18 protein-coding genes are annotated in these 19,538 nt (G+C 38.2%); 11 read left to right on the top strand and 7 right to left on the bottom strand.

Translation table 11 applies throughout. From position 1 onward, the window contains the following. Nucleotides 1-786, top strand: coding sequence for a bifunctional hydroxymethylpyrimidine kinase/phosphomethylpyrimidine kinase (thiD, locus tag RGU12_RS04610; RefSeq protein WP_309535010.1), 786 nt, complete (start codon nt 1-3; stop codon nt 784-786). A gap of 30 nt (nt 787-816) precedes the next feature. Here the strand turns inward: thiD and RGU12_RS04605 are convergent, their stop codons facing one another. The 3 genes from RGU12_RS04605 to RGU12_RS04595 form a co-directional block, all read right to left on the bottom strand. Beyond that, complete coding sequence (locus RGU12_RS04605; protein ID WP_309535009.1) at nt 817-1,896, bottom strand: NAD(P)H-dependent flavin oxidoreductase; 1,080 nt, start codon at nt 1,894-1,896, stop codon at nt 817-819. A gap of 52 nt (nt 1,897-1,948) precedes the next feature. Beyond that, on the bottom strand, nt 1,949-2,719 hold the full coding sequence (locus RGU12_RS04600; protein WP_309535008.1) for a class I SAM-dependent methyltransferase: 771 nt from the start codon (nt 2,717-2,719) through the stop codon (nt 1,949-1,951). 124 nt (nt 2,720-2,843) lie between these two features. Beyond that, nucleotides 2,844-4,106: an ATP-binding protein gene (locus RGU12_RS04595; protein ID WP_309535007.1), complete on the bottom strand. Its 1,263-nt coding sequence runs from the start codon at nt 4,104-4,106 to the stop codon at nt 2,844-2,846. 282 nt (nt 4,107-4,388) lie between these two features. On the opposite strand from RGU12_RS04595, the gene RGU12_RS04590 reads away from it, so the two are divergent. After that, nucleotides 4,389-5,051, top strand: a complete 663-nt coding sequence (locus RGU12_RS04590) for an oxidoreductase (RefSeq protein ID WP_309535006.1) — start codon at nt 4,389-4,391, stop codon at nt 5,049-5,051. A 252-nt stretch (nt 5,052-5,303) separates the two neighbouring features. Here the strand turns inward: RGU12_RS04590 and trhO are convergent, their stop codons facing one another. Genes trhO through RGU12_RS04575 form a run of 3 tightly spaced genes read right to left on the bottom strand, consistent with a single transcriptional unit; the run spans nt 5,304 to nt 8,291 of the window. Beyond that, entirely contained in the window at nt 5,304-6,227 is a 924-nt protein-coding gene (trhO, locus tag RGU12_RS04585) for an oxygen-dependent tRNA uridine(34) hydroxylase TrhO (RefSeq protein WP_309535005.1), read from the bottom strand. A 47-nt stretch (nt 6,228-6,274) separates the two neighbouring features. Continuing rightward, complete coding sequence (locus RGU12_RS04580) at nt 6,275-7,057, bottom strand: TatD family hydrolase (RefSeq protein ID WP_309535004.1); 783 nt, start codon at nt 7,055-7,057, stop codon at nt 6,275-6,277. Further along, on the bottom strand, nt 7,050-8,291 hold the full coding sequence (locus RGU12_RS04575; protein WP_309535003.1) for a helix-turn-helix domain-containing protein: 1,242 nt from the start codon (nt 8,289-8,291) through the stop codon (nt 7,050-7,052). Before RGU12_RS04575 ends, RGU12_RS04580 begins: the two co-directional genes overlap by 8 nt. Before the next feature lie 128 nt (nt 8,292-8,419). Between RGU12_RS04575 and RGU12_RS04570 the strand changes: the two genes are divergently transcribed. The 5 genes from RGU12_RS04570 (at nt 8,420) to RGU12_RS04550 (ending at nt 13,357) form a co-directional block, all read left to right on the top strand. Beyond that, a complete protein-coding gene (locus RGU12_RS04570) occupies nt 8,420-9,721 on the top strand; it encodes an MFS transporter (protein ID WP_309535002.1) in 1,302 nt (433 codons plus the stop codon). Nucleotides 9,722-9,976: 255 nt separating this feature from the next. Further along, a complete protein-coding gene (locus RGU12_RS04565; protein ID WP_309535001.1) occupies nt 9,977-10,693 on the top strand; it encodes a GTP pyrophosphokinase in 717 nt (238 codons plus the stop codon). A 22-nt stretch (nt 10,694-10,715) separates the two neighbouring features. Further along, on the top strand, nt 10,716-11,318 hold the full coding sequence (locus RGU12_RS04560; RefSeq protein WP_309535000.1) for a TetR/AcrR family transcriptional regulator: 603 nt from the start codon (nt 10,716-10,718) through the stop codon (nt 11,316-11,318). A gap of 111 nt (nt 11,319-11,429) precedes the next feature. Beyond that, nucleotides 11,430-12,353: a DMT family transporter gene (locus tag RGU12_RS04555; protein ID WP_309534999.1), complete on the top strand. Its 924-nt coding sequence runs from the start codon at nt 11,430-11,432 to the stop codon at nt 12,351-12,353. A 218-nt stretch (nt 12,354-12,571) separates the two neighbouring features. After that, a complete protein-coding gene (locus RGU12_RS04550) occupies nt 12,572-13,357 on the top strand; it encodes an SDR family oxidoreductase (protein WP_309534998.1) in 786 nt (261 codons plus the stop codon). 454 nt (nt 13,358-13,811) lie between these two features. Here RGU12_RS04550 and aspA read toward each other — a convergent pair whose 3' ends face one another. After that, a complete protein-coding gene (gene aspA / locus RGU12_RS04545) occupies nt 13,812-15,230 on the bottom strand; it encodes an aspartate ammonia-lyase (RefSeq protein ID WP_309534997.1) in 1,419 nt (472 codons plus the stop codon). Nucleotides 15,231-15,490: 260 nt separating this feature from the next. On the opposite strand from aspA, the gene RGU12_RS04540 reads away from it, so the two are divergent. From RGU12_RS04540 to RGU12_RS04525, 4 genes are all read left to right on the top strand, one after another. Next, entirely contained in the window at nt 15,491-16,144 is a 654-nt protein-coding gene (locus RGU12_RS04540) for a pyridoxine/pyridoxamine 5'-phosphate oxidase (protein ID WP_309534996.1), read from the top strand. A gap of 553 nt (nt 16,145-16,697) precedes the next feature. Next, nucleotides 16,698-17,384, top strand: coding sequence for a DUF3995 domain-containing protein (locus RGU12_RS04535; protein ID WP_309534995.1), 687 nt, complete (start codon nt 16,698-16,700; stop codon nt 17,382-17,384). A 99-nt stretch (nt 17,385-17,483) separates the two neighbouring features. Then, on the top strand, nt 17,484-18,158 hold the full coding sequence (locus RGU12_RS04530; RefSeq protein WP_309534994.1) for a response regulator transcription factor: 675 nt from the start codon (nt 17,484-17,486) through the stop codon (nt 18,156-18,158). Then, a complete protein-coding gene (locus RGU12_RS04525; RefSeq protein WP_309534993.1) occupies nt 18,155-19,513 on the top strand; it encodes a sensor histidine kinase in 1,359 nt (452 codons plus the stop codon). The genes RGU12_RS04530 and RGU12_RS04525 overlap by 4 nt, the downstream gene beginning before the upstream one ends. Nucleotides 19,514-19,538: the final 25 nt, after the last annotated feature.

Raw genomic sequence — 19,538 nt, 5'->3', positions numbered from 1 at the left:
ATGAAAAAGGTATTGACGATTGCTGGCTCTGACTGTAGTGGGGGAGCAGGGATTCAAGCCGATATTAAAACAATCACCGCTCATAAAATGTATGCAATGAGTGCAATCACGGCTCTAACTGCTCAAAATACAACGGGGGTATACGGGGTGCTTGATTCGACTCCAGAATTTGTGGGGCAGCAGTTAGATTGCATTATGACTGATATTTTTCCGGATAGTGTAAAAATAGGGATGGTATCCTCACCTGAAATTATCGATAAAATCGTGGAAAAGCTAGAAGAATATCAACCTTCGAATATTGTCGTGGACCCTGTCATGATTTCTACAAGTGGTAGTAGACTATTGAGTGAGTCTGCGATGGATGCCCTCATTACGAGATTGATTCCACTTGCTACGATCATTACCCCTAATATACATGAGGCTGAAGCGTTTTGTGGCATGGAGATTCACTCGAAGGAAGACATGCAAGTGGCGGCTCAAAAATTATCTAACATGTATAAGGGTGCGATTTTGATCAAAGGGGGTCATCTTGAGGATACAGCAGATGATCTCTTATATAGCGATGGGGAACTCACATGGTTCCCAGGAGGTCGTATCGATAACCCAAATTCCCATGGTACAGGGTGTACGCTATCCTCAGCAATTGCTTGTAATTTAGCAGATGGCTTGGATATAAAATCAAGTATTCAAGAAGCAAAACTGTATATTACGGGAGCTTTAGAAGCGGGACTTGACCTTGGAAAGGGAAGTGGTCCGCTTAATCATTGCTATGCCTTAAAGAAATAAAAAATAGAAGCAGTGGATTTTAAGTAAAATTCACTGCTTCACTATTTTACTTTTTACATCGGAAATGATGGATTCTATTAACGTTTTAACATTTTGATTTTTGGATAACCGTGGACTTTGTCCAGACCAAAGGGACATGTAATCCTTGTTATTTTGTGAACTTGAAGCTTTTCGAATATCCTGTGTAAGTGAATTTTGAACCGGGAACTCAGGCAGATCTTTTTCGTAGTCTCGCATGTTTAAAATAAAGGGGTTCATGAGTCCACGTGCCGGCTTCCCCGAGAATGAACGGGTCACTACTGTTTCGTCTTCGAAAGAGTGAAGGATCGCCTCTTTATGTACTTGATGTGCTCCACTTTCAATACAAGTCAAAAATGCAGTTCCCATTTGAACAGCCTTTGCACCTAAGCAAATGGAAGCCATTAAACCTCTTCCATCCATTATTCCCCCAGCGGCAATAACGGGAATATGCACATTGTCAGCAACCTGTGGGATAAGGGACATTAGGCCGACTAGGTTTTCCTGCTCCTCATTCATAAAGCTCCCACGATGTCCGCCAGCTTCACTACCTTGAGCAACCACAATGTCCATTCCTGATTTTTCAACTTCAATTGCTTCTTTAACAGTTGTTGCTGTCCCGATTAACACAATATTATGTTGTTTTAATTCCGCGACCACACTTTTGGAAGGAAGCCCAAACGTAAAGGAACAAATAGGTACCTTTTCCTCAATGACAATTTTGATTTGTTCAACATATTTTTCATGTGCATCGTGAAAAGAAGGAAGTTCAACATGATCTTTTGGAGGTAAATTTAATTTTTCTCGAATCGGGTTGAGTAATTGATTAGTTGATTTGACCTCTTCTTCTTTAGCGTTAAATTCGTTCGGAACAAATAAATTAATTCCGAAAGGCTTGGAAGTTAATTGTTTGATTTCACGAATTTGTTCGCGGATTTGAGCTGGCGTCATATATCCTGCTCCAATCATACCTAAGCCTCCGGCATTTGAAACAGCAGCCACTAATTCCGAAGTTGTAATGCCACCTGCCATTGGAGCTTGAATAATGGGGTGTTCAATTTTTAACAGATTGGTCACTTGATTCATCAACAAAACGAACGCCTCCTCATGAAGAATAAAGTGGAGGAATTCCTCCACGTTAATCCTATAGTTTTGTTCCTTTTAAAACAACGGCTTCTCCTTGGAAGGAAATGATTTTATGATTCTCAATTTGTATCCGAAACTTTTGTTTAATTTTACTAGAGGCGTTTTGCATGTAATCGGTTAATTCTGCTTTCTCTAGATCTGACAAATGCATACGGTTACACCAACTCTCAAATTCAAAAGTCTTTTCAAAACGATAGAGTTCTTGGATTTCAAAGCCTTCATTTTCTAACATTTGGAGCCATTCACTCTTTTTCCAAGCACGGAAATGGCTGTAGTCACGCTTTTTTTCTACCGTATTATAAAACTTATCAAATTCATCGTTTTCAGGAGCAACATTATCATCTAACAAGAACTGACCACCTGTTTTTAATACTCGTGATACTTCACTTACGAAACTAGTAATGTTAGGAAAATGGTGAGGTGCAATTCGGCAAGATACGATATCAAATGTTTCATCGGAGAATGGTAGATTTTCAGCATCCCCTTCAACAAATTCAACATTTAGATGACCATTTCCGTTAATGAATTTTTCCGCAGCCGCTAACATTTCGGGTGTTAAATCAAACGCTGTAACCTTCCCTACGAGAGGGGCGAGAGCATTTGCAGTATGTCCACCACCAGTAGCAATATCCAGAGCCAGTTCCGTGCCTTTGGCATCTGCCATTGATACTAATGTTTGTAAATCTCCACCTTTACGATGTCCTTCACTTGTTACATAAGATGCAGCGCTTCTACCAAATTGTTTTTTTACGTCGCTTTTTATGTCCATTCTGTTTCCTCCATTCGCTTGATACCTTCATTTTATAGGAAAATTTTACATAAGGATATTATTAAAAGATTATATAATGAGATAAGAAAATGTTATGGAAAGGAGGATTGAAATAGCCCCAATCTTACTCATGGGGCTCAGTTAAGGTAAGGGCAGAAGGGAATTGGAAGGTAAATTCAGTTCCTTCTCCAACAGTGCTAGTAACACGAAGTGTCCCTTTCATGGCTTTTACTATTCCGTAGACAACCATCATGCCTAGACCTGTTCCTTTTGATCCTTTAGTAGAATAATAGGGCTCACCAAGCCGGTCAATTTGTTCCTTTGTCATCCCGATTCCGGTATCTCGGATGATAATGCTTACATTTTGCCGATCATAACGGGTTTCTATGTATAGTTGTCCTCCACCGGGCATTGCCTCGATGGCGTTTTTCATCACATTGATAAAGCATTGGTGGAACTTTTGACGATCTCCTTGAATCGTGCCTACCAAGGCGAAATTCGTAATCACTTCCACGGAGTGCTGATTTGCAGTGGGCCTTAAAATCGAAATGACCTGTTGCAATTCCCGTTTAATTTGAAGAGTTTCCACCGTATCTAATGCAGGCTTTGAGAATGTCAAATAATCTTGAATAACCCTTTCAGCGGATCTTAATTCATCTTTAATAATTAATAGGTACTCCTTTTGTTTGTGGCGGGGGAGGCTATTTGACATTAATAGCTGTACAAATCCCATTGCAGCCGTTAAAGGATTTCTAATTTCATGGGAAATCGCAGCACCCAATTGTTCGACGGCATGCAGTTTTTCAGATTTTAGGATCGTCTGCCGCATAAGGATATTGTTTCGGAAATATTCAGTTAAATAAGACATAATGCCTAATCCAATCGCTGGTATAACTAAATAAGCAAACCAAGCATCGTAAAAATTGATATTTGGTTTTGAAATTAGTAGTGAAGAAGCCGTTAAGAAAGATAAAATAAATGTCACAAGTACCGATACCCATACACGTTTCATTGAATGCTGTTTCCAAAACCAAGGATATAATTTCCACAAAATAATAGCGGATGGTAGGTAAAGGGTAATCGTCGCATAAAACCCAAAGTTTATGCCGTAGATTCCTCTTAAAACAATGACTGTTAAGCATAAGACCGGACCAATCCCAAGATAAAGACCTCCTATTAAAACAGGAATCAGTCGAAGGTCAAAATAGTGTGTAGGGGTTGGTCGATAAGAAAATATAAAGCAAACCAAGATAAGCACAACTAATCCGATGTAAGCTTCCCATTTTGAAAGGGTAAGGTTTCTTTTTCGTTCAAACCATATTAAACCTATAAATGAAAGAATAATTAATAATGAAAGGTTAACCAAAATGTGCTTTGTAATTTCCATAACTCACCTTCCAAAATAGTATTAAAGTTTTATAAAATATAAAATAGTTCGACATTATAAGATGATTATAATATAGATTTAACTTTTTTGGTTAATATAAGCAAAATTTTTGGCGAAAAACAGAAAAATGATCAATGGAAATAGTGCTTATTGCCCATTTTTCATACGCTAGTAAACAATCTTTTTTTACAAAATGCAATTCAATAGATAATCAAACATGCATATTTTCTAATAGTGGTTATACTTGTGAGAGAATCGTTTTCGTGAAAGGGAGTTGGCAAAGTGGAAGGGAAAACGGCATTAATCGCAGGGGCGACAGGGTTAATCGGAAATGAACTACTTCGGCTTTTGCTGCAGGCATCTGAATATAAAGAGGTGTATGCCTTAGTTCGAAGACCCCTTGAGATACATCATTCGAAATTAATAGAGGTTGTTGTTGAGTTTGATCGACTTGACGAATATAAGCAGTATTTTGCGGGTGAAGATGTGTTTGTCTGTTTAGGAACAACCATTAGAAAGGCAAAGACACAAGAAGCTATGTATAGAATAGATGTCAATTACCCTGTTGAGATAGGGCGAATTGCGAAGGAGAGTGGTGCGAAGCATTATTTAGTGGTCAGTGCCATGAACGCGGACATTCATTCTAAAATATTTTACCCAAGGATGAAAGGAGAACTTGAGGAAAAAGTTCAAAAACTAGGCTTCGAAAAGCTATCTATCTTTCGTCCATCGCTTCTACTTGGAGATAGGGACGATTTTCGCCTTGGAGAAGAATTGGCTGCGGTATTGATGAAGGGATTAAAGTTTCTATTTGTGGGTCCCCTTCGGAAATATCGAGCTGTTGAAGGAAAAACAGTGGCAAATGCGATGTACAAAGTGGCCCTAGAAAAAGAACAAGGGAAAATACTTTTTACTTCCGAGGAGATACAAACGATCGGAAAGTGAGAAAAGGCGGAGATTTTCTTAGAAAAACAAGCTCGAAAAAAACTGCTCAGTTTTAATTTGAGCAGTTTTCAGTGTGTAGACAAAGCCAGTATTGACTTTGTACAGATATTTAAATAAATTTCTTTCCCCAGACTGTCTTGAAAACGCTTGTCAGACAAGGCGCGCAGCTGATCGAAGACGCGAATAGGAGTTGCCTTCATGAGCGGACGAGAGAGGCAAGCCAGTATGCGAGCGTTTGTCAACAGTCTGCATTTACACCAATTGATGTTCTTTTACATAACGGTTGTGTGGGTGGTCTTTGCATTCTTGGCTGCAGGCTCTGTAATGCTCATGCTCACAGTCCTCGCAAAGAAGAAGATGCTTGTTGCACTCAGGGTTTCCGCATTTTACGTAACGTTCTTCCGGTTTTCCACAGTGATAGCATTTGCCAACGATCGTTTCCTCACCAGTTCGGTTGACTGGTACTGAAATTCGCTCGTCAAAAACGTAGCATTTCCCGTCCCACATAGCACCTTTAGCCTCTGGGTCATATCCGTAGGTGATGATGCCACCTTCAAGTTGCGAAACATCTTTGAAACCTTCCTTTACAAGAAAGCCTGAAAATTTTTCACAACGAATGCCGCCAGTACAATAGGTTAAGATTTTCTTATCCTTGTACTCACTTAAGTTTTCCTCGACCCATTTTGGCAGTTCGCGGAAGGTTTCGATGTCGGGGCGAATCGCGCCTCTAAAATGGCCAAGATCGTATTCATACGTATTACGCGCATCAAGAATAATAACATCCTCTTGTTGCATCGTTTCAAGAAATTCCTTTGGAGGTAGATGCTTGCCAGTGATTTGATTTGGATTTAAGTCGTCTTCAAGACTCAAATTGACGATCTCTGGCTTCACCTTTACTTTTAACTTTTTAAAAGCATTTCCTTCACTTTTCTCGATTTTGAAGATCATGTCTGAAAAACGGGAATCGCTTCGCATGAACTCCATGTATGTTTCTGTTTGCTCCACAGTACCCGAAACCGTACCATTGATGCCTTCAGTTGCAACAAGGATTCTACCTTTTAATCCAAGTTCAGTACAAAATTCAAAATGTGCATCCCTAAAAGCTTGCGGGTCATCGATTTCAATGTATTTGTAATAAAGTAACACTTGATATTCCAATTTTTTCACCTGTTTCATTTAATGCTTTTTGCTTTTACTTTAAGTATGATATCAAAAATTTAGGTTCATGTTAAAGTACTTTTTGTTTCCTGGTAACAACGATGTGTATTTAACACGAGTTGTTCCTGTAATTTATGATCATACATTTCATACAAAGTGGCAAGTTGACTACTTATTTTTCCTAAAAATAATGGGGTAGTGGCTTGATTTTTAAACTCACCTTCATATGGCCACGGACCATCGGTTTCAATTAAAAGCTGTGAAAGTGGAACCTGTTTTGCAAGCTTTTGATCCCGGGTCCGGTAGCAAACTTCAGGTGTAACTGAAATATAATAGCCAGCATCAACAATTTTTTTCACCACATTCTCAGAGGCCTTTAGCCAATGGAAATGTGCAGTTGGAACTTGTTTTTTCTGCAACAGGTCAAATACCATTTCTGCTTTATCATGGACGGCATGCAGAGCAACAGGTAGTTGATGTTGTACAGCAATTTCAAGGCATTGAGATAAAAAATCACAATAGTGCTCAAGTGAAGAGGGAAGCATTTCAAGATTGTAATGAGGTAGCCCAATTTCACCGATTGCCACAATTTTTTTCCTTTCAGCTTGTACTAATCTTGTCCACTCTAAAAAATCATGTTCAACTGGTAGGGGCTGTTCAGGATGAAATCCAACAGCAGCATGGACAAAGTTCGGAAATGTATCTCGTAATTCAAGCGTCCGATAAGAGGAGGGGAGATCATTGGAAACAGCAATGACCCCTTTAACTCCAGCTTCCTGCCATTTTTCTAGTTGTACTGGAAGAACTTTTACATCATATTGTTCTAGATGAATATGAGCATCAATCATGAGTTTCACCTTTCAGTGAGCAAATCTTATGAAAGGTTTCCTTACTAAATTCTTTAAAAGGAGAATCAGGCAGATGATCGAATAATTCAACTGCTTTTTTTGCTGCTAATAATGCCTCATCTATTTTTCCAAGTTCAACTAGACATTGTGCCGTATAGGTTTCTTTTAAATAGAATTGGGACAAGTCAAAAGGATGGTGATGATAGGATGGGACGACCACTATATCAAAAAAGTGAATGGATTCTTCATAACGCTTTAGTCCATGTAATGCTTTTCCTTTTTCGAGATAAAACCATTCCCTTAATCGCTGTTGGTTAAATTCTGGGTCATCTAAAAACTGATCAACCATTGTTAGCGCTCCTTGATAATCGTGCTTCACCGCATTTAGAGATTCAATTTGAAAAAGCTTTGCAGTGACTTTTGCCATTTGGTCATCTGAAAAATCGGCATATTGATTCAATTTGGTTAGGTAATAATCATATTGCTCCCATTTCTCCGACATCAGCGAATCTGCAGCTGCAAGCCGATATAAATCATCAATACGATAAAATATTTTATTTTTTTGTGAGAAGGAAATGGCATCTTCCATAACTTGCTTGGCGGCTTCGGTATTGCCAACAGCAAAATAGAAACTGGCTTCATTATAATCAAGGTCTAATCTTGACATGGGATCGATATATGCATGATTTCTTTCTATTTCTTGTCGTTCCTGCAAGATCGTTTCTAGTGCTTGTTCATAATCATGGTTAATAAAATAAGCGAGGCAGCGAAACGATGCAATACTCACTCTTTTTGTTGTGATATTCATTTGATCATATAGATTCGCTGCTTGTTCGAGTGGTTGTTTCTCGTCACCTTTCTTTTCGAAATAGCAACTGTATCCATATAGTTCCAGCAATCTAGCAGCTTCGTACCCCTGGTTCAATTGGGAAACATAAGGCTCAATTAGAGTTAACAATTTCTTATATTTTTCAGGGTGTTCTTCGTAATCAAGCATATATAGTTTTTCGGCCTCATCTATCACTTTTCTTAATTCATCTAAATTATCCTCATTTAAAAGCTGCGATAAGTCAATTTCAAGTCGCTCTGCAATATAGTTTAAGCTCTCCATTGAAGGATTAGCTTTGTTATTTTCAATAAGGCTCAGCATGCCCTTTGTCAGTTTTGTTCCAGCAAGCTCTTCTAGTGTTAATTTCTTTTGTTTGCGTAATTTACGGATGCGTTCACCAAGCATGTGAAATAGGCACTCTCCCTATTTTTATATTTTGTTTAATTATATTAAACTTTTTGTTGAAAAGAAAGTATAATGGTGATATGATTTGTTTAATTAAATTAAACTTTTCCATTAATGGAGGAATTTGCATGAATGAACAACAAAAGCTTAAAAGGGCAACGTATCATTTATTTACATTCACGATTAGTAAAATTATTTCCTCATTCGGCGCACAAGTTTACGCATTCGCAATAAGTTTTTATATACTTCAATTGACAGGTTCTGCAACAAGCTTTGCAACGAATCTCATTTGTAATTTATTGCCGAGGGCACTTGTGGCACCGCTTGCTGGTTATGCGGCAGACAAATATTCTCGGAAAAAAATCGTGATCATCTCACAACTCGTGACGACGTTAGCGATAGTTGGGCTACTTATTGTGAGTTTGACCTATGGTTTATCACTGATAGCGATTTATACGACAACGGTTGTGTTATCCATCGCCACTTCATTTACAGGTGTAACCTTTACATCATCAGTTACAGGATTGGTTGATGAAGACCGCATCCAAAGAGCGATGTCGCTTAATCAGATTTCAATGTCATTTGCAGCCATCGGCAGTCCTGCAGTTGGCGGTCTATTATATGGGACTGTCTCAATGGAAGTATTTTTAGAAATGTATATTGCCGCTTCTGTTCTTGCTGTTCTTCTTGAATCAACAATGAACTTCAACCTATTCTCAAAACGAAAGGCGAAGGAAGAGCAAGATCAAAAAGAAACTATGTGGCAAAGTATGAAAGCAGGAATCGGCTATTTAAAGACAAAACAGGTTCTGATGACGATGATTTGGATCTCATTAATTATTAACTTCTTATTTGGTGCATTTGAGGTCGGTTACTCCTTCATTTTAATTGAAAAATTGAAGTTAGCTTCTCAGCATTTCGGCTTCACGCAAGGGGCATTTGCAGTTGGAATGCTACTCTTTTCGATTTACTTCTCAATTCGAAAAGAAGTGAAGTTCCCGTTCCTTGTATCTAAGCGCGGAATTATTGGATTAGGGGTCATTATGGGCGCAATGGCAATTCCGTTAATGATTTCGCTATCCTATTGGTCCATTTTTACGTACTATTTTATCGCCATGTTTACATTCGGAGCTACGATTATTGTTGTCAATACACCAATCCAAGTGATGATGCAAAAAATGATTGATGATGATTTCAAAGGTCGAGTGTTCTCTATTCTCGAATCAATGGCTGTTGCGTTGATGCCGCTAGGGATGATTATTTTCGGTTATTTGTATGACGTAATGCCAGGTCAATATATTCTCATTACTTCAGCGGTCGTATTAATTGGAGTAGTGTTAGTCCTCGCAAGACCAAGTGTAGTTCGAGATGCACACCCTGAATTAAAGGAGAAAAATACTGTCGTTGAAAAAACAAGGACAGCACTGTAGTCCTATGGCCTTTCTCAAGAAATGGGGAAGGCTTTTTTATGTGAACATAATGTGACAATGTGTCATTTTTGATTGATTTATGACACCGTGTCATTTAAAATTTAAATAGTGAGGTGACGATGCCATGTTAAAAAATGAATCGAAAAATGAACTAAACAAACTGAAATTACGAAAGCTTGTTAAAAGGCTGCAAAAACTAGGTGTCAAAGCGTCAATCATAAAGAAACCAATAACCTCTCATTAAGGAGACGAATGATGTCTGTAGGTATTAGAATGGAACAGCTAAAAGATATGAAGGTCGAACTACTACGCTTTATGATGTCGTATAAGTTTGCCATTGAAGAAATAATGACGAAAATCAATATTTTGAAACAGGAATTTAAATACATCCATGATTACAACCCAATTGAACACGTTTCATCGCGACTAAAGTCGCCGGAAAGTATTTTAAGTAAAATCGACCGCAAAGGGTATGACTATACAATCGAGTCGATTAAAGAAAACATCCGTGATATTGCAGGAATTCGCATCACATGCTCGTACATCTCAGATATTTATAAAATCAGTGAAATGCTGAAACAACAAAAGGATGTAACGTTAATTGAATGTAAGGATTATATTAAACATCCAAAACCAAACGGGTATCAAAGCTTGCATTTAATTGTTCAAATCCCAATCTTTATGTCCGACCGTGAGGATCATGTTTTCGTAGAAATTCAAATTCGAACGATTGCAATGGATTTTTGGGCAAGCTTAGAACATAAAATTTATTACAAATACAATAAAGAAATTCCTCAGCATATGAAGGATGAATTAAAAGAAGCAGCTATCACTGCATCTCAATTAGATAAAAAAATGGAACAGCTTCAGCAAGAAATGAACAAGCTAAAAGAATCAGCAAAAGCGGAAGAGCTTTATAAAAATGATGAACGAATCCTTCTTCCATATGACTTTCTATCGTTAGTCAAATAACATCAAAAAGGGAGAGGTGGAAGTGCCAAAACTTACATTTTTTAATTTACCTAAGGATAAAAAACAAACGTTAATTGACGCGGCTAAAAAGGAATTCTCCAGTGCCCCTTTGTTTGACGCTTCGATCTCAAATATTATCAAATCAGCTGGAATCTCACGTGGCAGTTTTTATCAATATTTTGAAGACAAGGAGGATGCTTTTTTCTTTTTATTGGGTGAGTTTGCGAAAGAGAAGAAGGCAGCGTTTCTTGCCATGCTCGAAAAGCATGAGGGTGACTTGTTTCAAACCTTTATCGACTTTTTTGAGTTGTTCTTACATGAAGATGAAAACCTGACATTTTTAAAAAATGCAATGCTCAATATGACCCATAAAATTGAGCGTACGTTTGATCGAATGATTAGTGAACATGAAGTAAACGAAAATTTTAAAATGCTATGCTCACGAATTGATATCAGTAAAATGAATGTTTCAGACGAGGTAGAGTTATTCCATGCGATGCAAATCATTACATCCGTCTTGTTACGCAATTTAATCCATACATTTGCCCATGACTTACCACGAAATGTGGCTATGAAAAATTTTATGACAGAAATGAATTTATTGAAAAAAGGACTTGTCCGGTAGGAGCCCAACTTATGCTCCTTTCGGACATTTTATTTTTTTCGAGCCTTTTTTCAATAGAAATGACGTATAATAGATTGCATTAAGTATGGACTTCAGATTGGATGGGTGTGTGTGCAGAAACATTATTTATATGGCATTTTGTTGTTTGTGATGATGGCATGGGGGCTAAATATTGTTGCGATTAAAATATTGGTCCAAAACTTTCCTCCGTTCACCATTACTGGATTACGAATTCTTGCAGCTGGTCTCGTCATTTTTGTCTTTTTATATGTAAAAAAGGATCTCCAGAAAATGAATCTACATGAGTTCGGCTATGTCGCTCTAAGTGCAGTAACGGGAATTCTAGGTCACCAAGCCTTACTCTCCGTTGGGTTGGTCAATACAAGTGCTACAAACGGCGCATCCATTCTAGCCTTAATACCGCTTGTCACCAATATTTTAGCGGTACTTTTCTTAAAGGCGAAGATGACATTTTTAAAGATATGCGGTGTACTCTTTGGTATGATTGGCATTTACTTTATACTGGTCCTTGGTGGGGGCTCTTTTACGGAGCTTTCAAGCGGCGATTTATTTGTGTTTCTCTCTGTCATTGCGCAGGCGCTAAGCTTCATTTTCATCCGGAAAGCATCCTATACATTAAACCCTAAAACGATTACTTGTTATGCGCTATTAATGGGGGCAGGGTTTTTGGTGATGTTAAGTTTCGCGTTAGAGGGTCAATCCATCCAACAGATTGGAGCAGCTCCAACTTATGTGTGGTGGGTTTTCATTGCATCAGCGATTATCTCAACTGGAATCGGAAACCTATGCTACAACTTTGCCATTTCGCAGCTCGGTGCGGGTGAGACGGCTATTTTCTTAAACCTCTCACCATTCTTTTCATTAGTTGGTTCGGTACTGTTTTTAAATGAAGCCTTCAAATGGATCCAGCTAGTTGGATTTATTTTAATTGTCATCGGTGTTTTATTAGGGACGGAATTATTTGAACGAAAACCGCGGGTTGAAAGGCAAGTCGGGGTTTCCGTGTCAAAATAGTTAAGTAGGGTCAGCTCTTATTAGATGGGGCTGGCCTTTTTTTTAGCTTTGGAGCAATGGTTTTGAGTTAGGGAAGAATTGGCTAAAGATAAGGAACAATTATCACAAGTTAGGTACCAATTTATCAATAATAGAGCAGAATTTTCCAGTGATCAACACAAAACGAAAAAAGTGAGCTAAAATGGAAGAATAGACCAAGCTAAAGGAGTGACATACATATGGATTTGAATTTAGATGGAAAAACAGCCATTGTAGTGGCATCAAGTCAAGGACTTGGAAAAGCAATCGCAACACAGCTTGTAAAAGAAGGCACGAATGTCATGCTTGCAAGCCGCAGCGATGATAAATTAAAAACTGTCCATTCAGAGCTTTCAGCATTCAACAAGGGGAGAGTCTCTTATCTTCAAACAGATATCGTTAATAAAGAAGATATCGAAGCATTAATAAAACATACTGTAGATACGTTCGGTACAATCGATATTCTTATTAACAATGCAGGAGGACCTCCTGCAGGAACGTTTGAACAATTAGATGATGAAGCATGGCAGGACGCATTTGAATTAAATCTGTTAAGCTATATTCGAATGATTCGTGGAGCACTACCCTATATGCAAAACAATGGTGGGAAAATCATCAATATTGCATCTTCATCCATCAAGATGCCTCTTCCTGGATTGATACTTTCTAATACGTTTCGTCTAGGTATTGTCGGTTTAGCAAAGACATTAGCCGACGAATTAGCTCCATATAATATCTTAATTAATACGGTCGCGCCTGGACGGATTGCGACAGATCGAGTGGCACATTTGGACCAAGTAAATGCCGAGAAACTCGGAAAGCCGATTGAAGAAATTGAGCAAATGTTCAAAGAAACCATTCCGTTAAAACGCTATGGCACGCCTGAAGAATTCGCTAACTTTGTTACATATTTAGTATCTGATGCTAATACCTATTTGACTGGTCAAGCCTATTTGGTTGACGGCGGTATGGTGAAGGCGATTTAGATAGTGGAACCCGTTTCCTGAGAATTAAAGGGGAAGCGGTTTTTTTCTGTTATATATATAAGTAGGAGAAGTATTCTACCCCGTGGGCGAGGACGCAAACTTGGTCGGAATTGACGCGAAAAACTAGTAAGAGACCCAAATAGCTAAAAAGATCAAGGGGATTTTCAAGTTGGTTCTTGTTTTTTATCCTCTTCATTTGGACTATGAAGAGGATTTCGATCGACCATCCCGTCAGTTATCTTCTTCAGCATGGTTATGAAGAAGATTCCGAGCGAGCATCTTCGCAGTTATCCCCTTCATCAATGCTATGAAGAGGATTCCGTGCGTGAATGCCCTCAGCTTTCCTCTTCATCTAGATAAAACAATAAAGAAGGTATCATTTTCTCAACTTAAGTGAGAGATGATACCTTCTTTATTTATACTATTTATGAGTTTTCAACTGCGACTGTCTTATTTAGTTTCTCTCAAGCAATGACGCTCCCGAAATTCCGGGTTCTGTCATTTCATAAGGGTTCAAAATAAGATCTAATTCCTCTTCGGTTAACACATCGTACTGCAAGCAAAGTTCACGTACTTGTTTACCATTTATTATCGCTTCTCTTGCGATACGAGCTGCGACTTCATAGCCAATGTGTGGATTTACAGCGGTAATAATACCAACGCTTTTTTCTACGTATTCCTTCATACGGTCCTCATTTGCTTTGATACCTGTTAGACAGTATTCAGTAAATACATGGAAGGCATTTTTCATAATGCTTAGTGATTGAATTAAATTAAATGCTAATACTGGCTCCATCACGTTTAACTCTAATTGACCAGCCTCTGAAGCTAAGCAGATGGTATGATCATTTCCAATTACTTGGAATGCGACTTGGTTAATCATTTCAGGCATAACAGGGTTTACTTTTCCTGGCATGATGGAAGAACCCGGTTGTCTTGCTGGTAGGATGATTTCCCCAAGTCCAGCACGAGGGCCTGATGCCATTAACCGCAAATCATTGGCAATTTTAGACATATTCATCATACTTATTTTTAATGCTGCTGAAACTTCCGCATATGCATCAATATTTTGAGTGGCATCGACTAGATGTTCAGCACCAACTAAAGGAAGCCCACTAATTTCAGCTAAATGTTTGACGACATTTTCAATATAACGAGGTGAAGCATTTAGCCCCGTTCCAACAGCAGTTGCCCCCATGTTCACCTCATACAAATGCTGGCGAGATTGCTGAATACGTTTTATATCACGTTCGACAACGCGAGCATATGCAGCGAACTCTTGTCCAAGACGAATTGGCACGGCATCCTGGAGATGGGTTCTGCCCATTTTAATAATATGGTCAAATTCCGTTGCTTTTTCCTGAAAAACATCTTTCATCTGTTCCATGGTTTTAACCAATTTCTCAACTAAATTGAGTGTGGCAATATGAAGTGCTGTTGGAAAAGCATCATTTGTAGATTGGGACATATTTACATGGCTGTTCGGGCTTAATTCGTAATATTTTCCTTTTTCATGTCCAAGTATCTCAAGTGCACGATTAGCAATGACTTCATTTGCATTCATATTAATCGATGTACCTGCACCACCTTGGATTGGATCTACGATAAATTGGTCATGCAGTTTTCCATTTATAATTTCATCAGCGGCTTGTACGATTGGATTGCCTAGACCTTCATATAAATGCTGCACATCCATGTTTGCCAATGCTGCAGCTTTCTTAACCATAGCTAATGCGATAATTAATTCCTCATGAATCCGGTATCCAGTTAGCGGGAAATTCTCAACAGCCCGAATGGTTTGAACACCATAATAGGCATCAACCGGAACCTCTTTTTCTCCAAGAAAATCTTTTTCAATACGATATTGACCCATGACGTTCTCTCCCTTGTCCATATGCATGTCATCTATAATTTTTAAAAAGATGGATACAAATCATCCATCCCATTATATCATTTATTTTCTCTTTTTCACTAAAACGCTTTCATTATATTGAAATTCTATTATTTGGAAGGAAGTCATGCTTTGTTTTTGTCCGGACTAAGAGACGAAAAGATGAATAAGATTATTCTGAGTCTCTTTTATGTAAATAATGTATCTTTTGGGGAATATCTTTGATGATTGGAGGATTTTATTTGGAAGACATTCGAAAAGTGATTAAACAGAGTAGAACCCTGACCGGACCTTTTCCTTCATTTAAGGTAAATGATACACCTGACTATCCACATGAACTATTCTTTGAATGGTTTAAAGAAGCTGTAGAGAATGGGGAACACGAACCTCATGCCATGATACTATCTACAACAGACAATAATGGTTCTCCAGATGCACGCGTTCTTATTGTGAAAGATGTGGATCAGCATGGCTGGTATTTTGCATCGAGCTCTCAAAGTCAAAAGGGTAAACAAATAAGGATTAATCCCAATGTGGCTTTAACTTTTTATTGGTCGTTGATAGGAAGACAAGTTAGAATACGTGGCAAAGTCGTTGAAATGAATCAAGAACTAAGTGCCAAAGATTTTTTAAAGCGAGGTACTCGAGCACGAGCAATTGCTTTACTTGGAAAACAAAGTTCAATACTGAATGCTCAAAATGAGGTAGAAAAAGCAATCAATAATGAAATGAGAAAGATACAACAACATCCAAATATCATATATCCTTATTGGACTTTGTATAGAGTAAATCCAATAGAAATCGAGTTTTGGCAAGCAGATGAAGAGCGGAAGCATACAAGAGTAAAATATATGTTAGAAGGGGACAAGTGGAGAAAGAACCTTTTATGGGCTTAGTTTAATTATCGTATATCTTGAAAAATTTAAACAGAACTTAAACATGACCTCACATTCATTTAACTTTTGAACGCTAAAATGAATGTGAGGTTATTTGGCTTTAATAAAGGGTTCACTTCTAAAAGATTGTTGCTATTTGCTTATTATAGTTAGGAGTGTTGTACATTGGTTGGTGATTTTCGCTTCTGGCACTCGCTTTCCGCGGGCGGTCCGTGAGCCTCCTCAGGCCTACACGATGTAGGTCACGAAGCCGTTGCCACAGGACGTGGCGCCCTTAGGCTTCGAACATTAATGCCTCCTGCGGGGTCTCACCTGGCCACGCTTTTCCCGCAGGACATTGAATAGGCTTCCTTGTAACTACACCGCACGAAGAAAATGCGTGCATTTTCAAGGATCTCGTGCCATACGCTTCAATCACCCTGTGAAAACAAAAACAATTAGCTTTAATATAGCCTTTTGAAGAGCATTCGAAAGCAACAAAGTTTACGAAAACAGCCTTAATAAAAAAGTGAAAGCCTAATAAAATATATCGGAAACGGTGGGATAACCAATTATGCAAGAATCAAACACCAGTAAATTATCAATACCTACTAGAATGGGTTTCTTTGAACGTTTTGAAGACTTTACAAAATCTTCTGTATGGCCAGCATACATTGGCTGTTTAAGTGCTTTACTATATGCGGTTTTTGTTCGGTTTTATCATGCTGCAGGCGGGACAATTGGTATGCCTGGGAAAATAAATGATCCAGCAGTATTTTACATGGGAAGTTACATGGCGGGTATCACCATCATGTTTTGTGGATTTGCTTTGATTGCACTGATAAAGCCTTGGAGCAGGATTGTTCCGACAAAGGTACCGTTGATCGGAGACAGAAAAATTCAACCACTTCTTTTGTTGACTCCAACTCTATTAGGCTCTGCCTTTTTAATTGCGCATGGAGTAAGTGGAATAATGACAAAAGCGCTTTTGTTAGCAGGTTTCATTACAGTGGAATTTTCCGGGTTTGTTGAAGTAGACGTTCGTGACCTCGCTTTATGGGACCTATTACTCTACGAACCATTCTTTTGCTTTTTGGGTATGATGGCTGGCTTAACTGCTGCTCATTATGCACAAGCTTCTGGGGTTCGACAATCCTCTTTTAGACGAGGAACTATCCTTTTTTTAATCATGGTTCTTCTTTTAACCGTATTCTTTGTATCATCTATCGTTTTTGACTTCGTTGATAAAATTAGTTTTTAAATGTCGATTGATTGAAAATAGTTTGATAACTCACGAGGGTTGCATGGTAAAATTAGGTGGAATTTTCCTTTTTAATCAATGAGGGGAGGAACCTAGTTTATGAAGTTAACGATTTTGCATATAGAAGATGATCAAGATATTGGCTCATGGGTAAGCAAATTTTTAACAGAATGTGGATATGAAGTTATTTGGATAACATCTGGTCAAGAGGCAATGAAGCATATGGAGCGGGTAGATCTCGTAATTTTGGATATTATGCTGCCTGGTTTAGATGGGTATACAATCGGTCAGCGTCTGAAGCAAAAGTATCCGAATACGCCAGTCATGATGTTGTCGGCAAGAACTTCAATGGAAGATAAGTTACATGGACTCACTTTCGCGGATGATTATATGACAAAGCCGTACCATCCTGATGAGCTAGCTGCACGTATTCAAGTATTAGTAAGGAGATTAGGAGTCGTTTCACCCGAAATTATTCAGGTCATGCACTTGCAAATAGATCAGAAGGCAAACCGTATTTTGAATATAAATACGAATGCAGACATCGTTTTGACGGGGAAACAATTTCATATATTTATGTATTTACTAGACCACATGAATCATATATTGACGAAAAAACAAATCTACGAAGCGGTGTGGGGTGATCCATATATTGAAGGGGATAAGACATTAATGGTCCACATCCGCCACTTGCGGGAAAAAATTGAGTTGGATGCAAGCAATCCGCAAATTATCGAAACAATCCGGGGGATTGGATATAGGATGAGATCATGAATATCCTTCAATCTTTAATGACAAGGTATTTGATTCTTATTTTATTTGCTTTAGTTCTTATTCCACTTATTCCAGCCATTTATTATTCTCCGATCCTGTTCGATAAAGAATTGTACAATCCAGAAGAAATTGAAGAAATATGGAAACAAGAGGCAGCTGAATTAGATGGACATAAAGAGGAGGTCATTCATCACCGTCTTCAGTCTATAAAAAAGAAATATCCAAAGGCTGAGATTTTCTGGATAAATGGAAGAGGCGATTCTAGATTTATCGGAAATCAGTCTTCCGTAATTCCTGCAAATTGGACATTTATCGATTCCCTTGTATTTATGGAGGAAAGTAAATTTCATGTGGATACTTTTTTACAGAACAAGGACCCTCAAAAAATATATACCATTACGGCGTTAATTGGAAATGATCCTAGGCAAGGGGTTATGGTTTTTCAAGTTCCGATCACTGATACAAATCTTGGCAGTATTTCTCTATACGAAGACTTCCCATTCATGATTTTTTTTATTTCCATTAGTGGAGCTTTTCTATTAATTTCTTGGTTTTTCTTTTTTAATATACGCAAACGGCTTGTTAAGCTTCAAATGGCGATGTCAAAAACGGGCGATGAAGGTATTCCTGATAAAGTCAGGATTAGAAAGGTTGACGAGATTGGGAGGTTGGAAGGCGCTTTTAACAAGATGATTAATCAGTTGAAGAGTAGCCGAGAGAGGGAAAAAGAAGAAGAGAATCTTAGAAAACAGCTGATTGCAAATATATCTCATGACTTACGAACACCTTTAACAGTCATGAGACAGCACGTATATTCCGTAAAGAAGTTCCAAGGATCATCTGTAGAAATAGAATCACTCCAAATTGTTGAAAACAAACTAGATGATATGGACAAAATGATCAACAATCTTCTTTCCTATAATCTGCTTTCAGCTGGTAAACATCCAATCGATATGCGTGATACGGATATATTAGATGAAGTTAGGAAAGTGATAGCGGAATGGTATCCTATATTCGAACAGTTAAGTTTTGAAATAGATATTGATTTACCTGAAAAATCGCTGATATGGAAGGTAGACCCCATTTGGTTTAAAAGTATTTTGGATAACTTACTACAAAATGTCATTCGACATGCACGAACAGGGCGTTATATTGGAATTAAACTCGTGGAACAGAATGGGTCAACTGTTATTGTTATTAAGGACAAGGGTGCCGGTTTAGAAAATGAATCTGAAGATAAAGGGGCTGGAATTGGATTATCAATCGTTTCACTCATGGTTAAGGAAATGAACCTAGAGTGGGAGATTTCCACTTCTACTGAGGGAATCAGCCATTATTTGAGTATGAAATCTTAAACAATTCTTAAACTTGAAGTCACCT

The sequence above is a fragment of the Ferdinandcohnia sp. QZ13 genome, assembly GCF_031324165.1.
GTDB lineage: Bacteria > Bacillota > Bacilli > Bacillales > Bacillaceae_L > Ferdinandcohnia.
The sequence above is the reverse complement of the archived record's forward strand: the minus strand, read 5'-3'. Positions and strand labels throughout refer to the sequence as shown.

What these genes read in the sequence shown, in the direction of transcription:
- thiD (WP_309535010.1), top strand. Translation starts at nt 1, where the DNA reads ATGAAAAAGGTATTGACGATTGCTGGCTCTGACTGTAGTGGGGGAGCA.
- RGU12_RS04600 (WP_309535008.1), bottom strand. Translation starts at nt 2,719, where the DNA reads ATGGACATAAAAAGCGACGTAAAAAAACAATTTGGTAGAAGCGCTGCA.
- RGU12_RS04595 (WP_309535007.1), bottom strand. Translation starts at nt 4,106, where the DNA reads ATGGAAATTACAAAGCACATTTTGGTTAACCTTTCATTATTAATTATT.
- trhO (WP_309535005.1), bottom strand. Translation starts at nt 6,227, where the DNA reads ATGAAACAGGTGAAAAAATTGGAATATCAAGTGTTACTTTATTACAAA.
- RGU12_RS04580 (WP_309535004.1), bottom strand. Translation starts at nt 7,057, where the DNA reads ATGATTGATGCTCATATTCATCTAGAACAATATGATGTAAAAGTTCTT.
- RGU12_RS04575 (WP_309535003.1), bottom strand. Translation starts at nt 8,291, where the DNA reads ATGCTTGGTGAACGCATCCGTAAATTACGCAAACAAAAGAAATTAACA.
- RGU12_RS04570 (WP_309535002.1), top strand. Translation starts at nt 8,420, where the DNA reads ATGAATGAACAACAAAAGCTTAAAAGGGCAACGTATCATTTATTTACA.
- RGU12_RS04565 (WP_309535001.1), top strand. Translation starts at nt 9,977, where the DNA reads ATGTCTGTAGGTATTAGAATGGAACAGCTAAAAGATATGAAGGTCGAA.
- RGU12_RS04550 (WP_309534998.1), top strand. Translation starts at nt 12,572, where the DNA reads ATGGATTTGAATTTAGATGGAAAAACAGCCATTGTAGTGGCATCAAGT.
- aspA (WP_309534997.1), bottom strand. Translation starts at nt 15,230, where the DNA reads ATGGGTCAATATCGTATTGAAAAAGATTTTCTTGGAGAAAAAGAGGTT.
- RGU12_RS04535 (WP_309534995.1), top strand. Translation starts at nt 16,698, where the DNA reads ATGCAAGAATCAAACACCAGTAAATTATCAATACCTACTAGAATGGGT.
- RGU12_RS04530 (WP_309534994.1), top strand. Translation starts at nt 17,484, where the DNA reads ATGAAGTTAACGATTTTGCATATAGAAGATGATCAAGATATTGGCTCA.
- RGU12_RS04525 (WP_309534993.1), top strand. Translation starts at nt 18,155, where the DNA reads ATGAATATCCTTCAATCTTTAATGACAAGGTATTTGATTCTTATTTTA.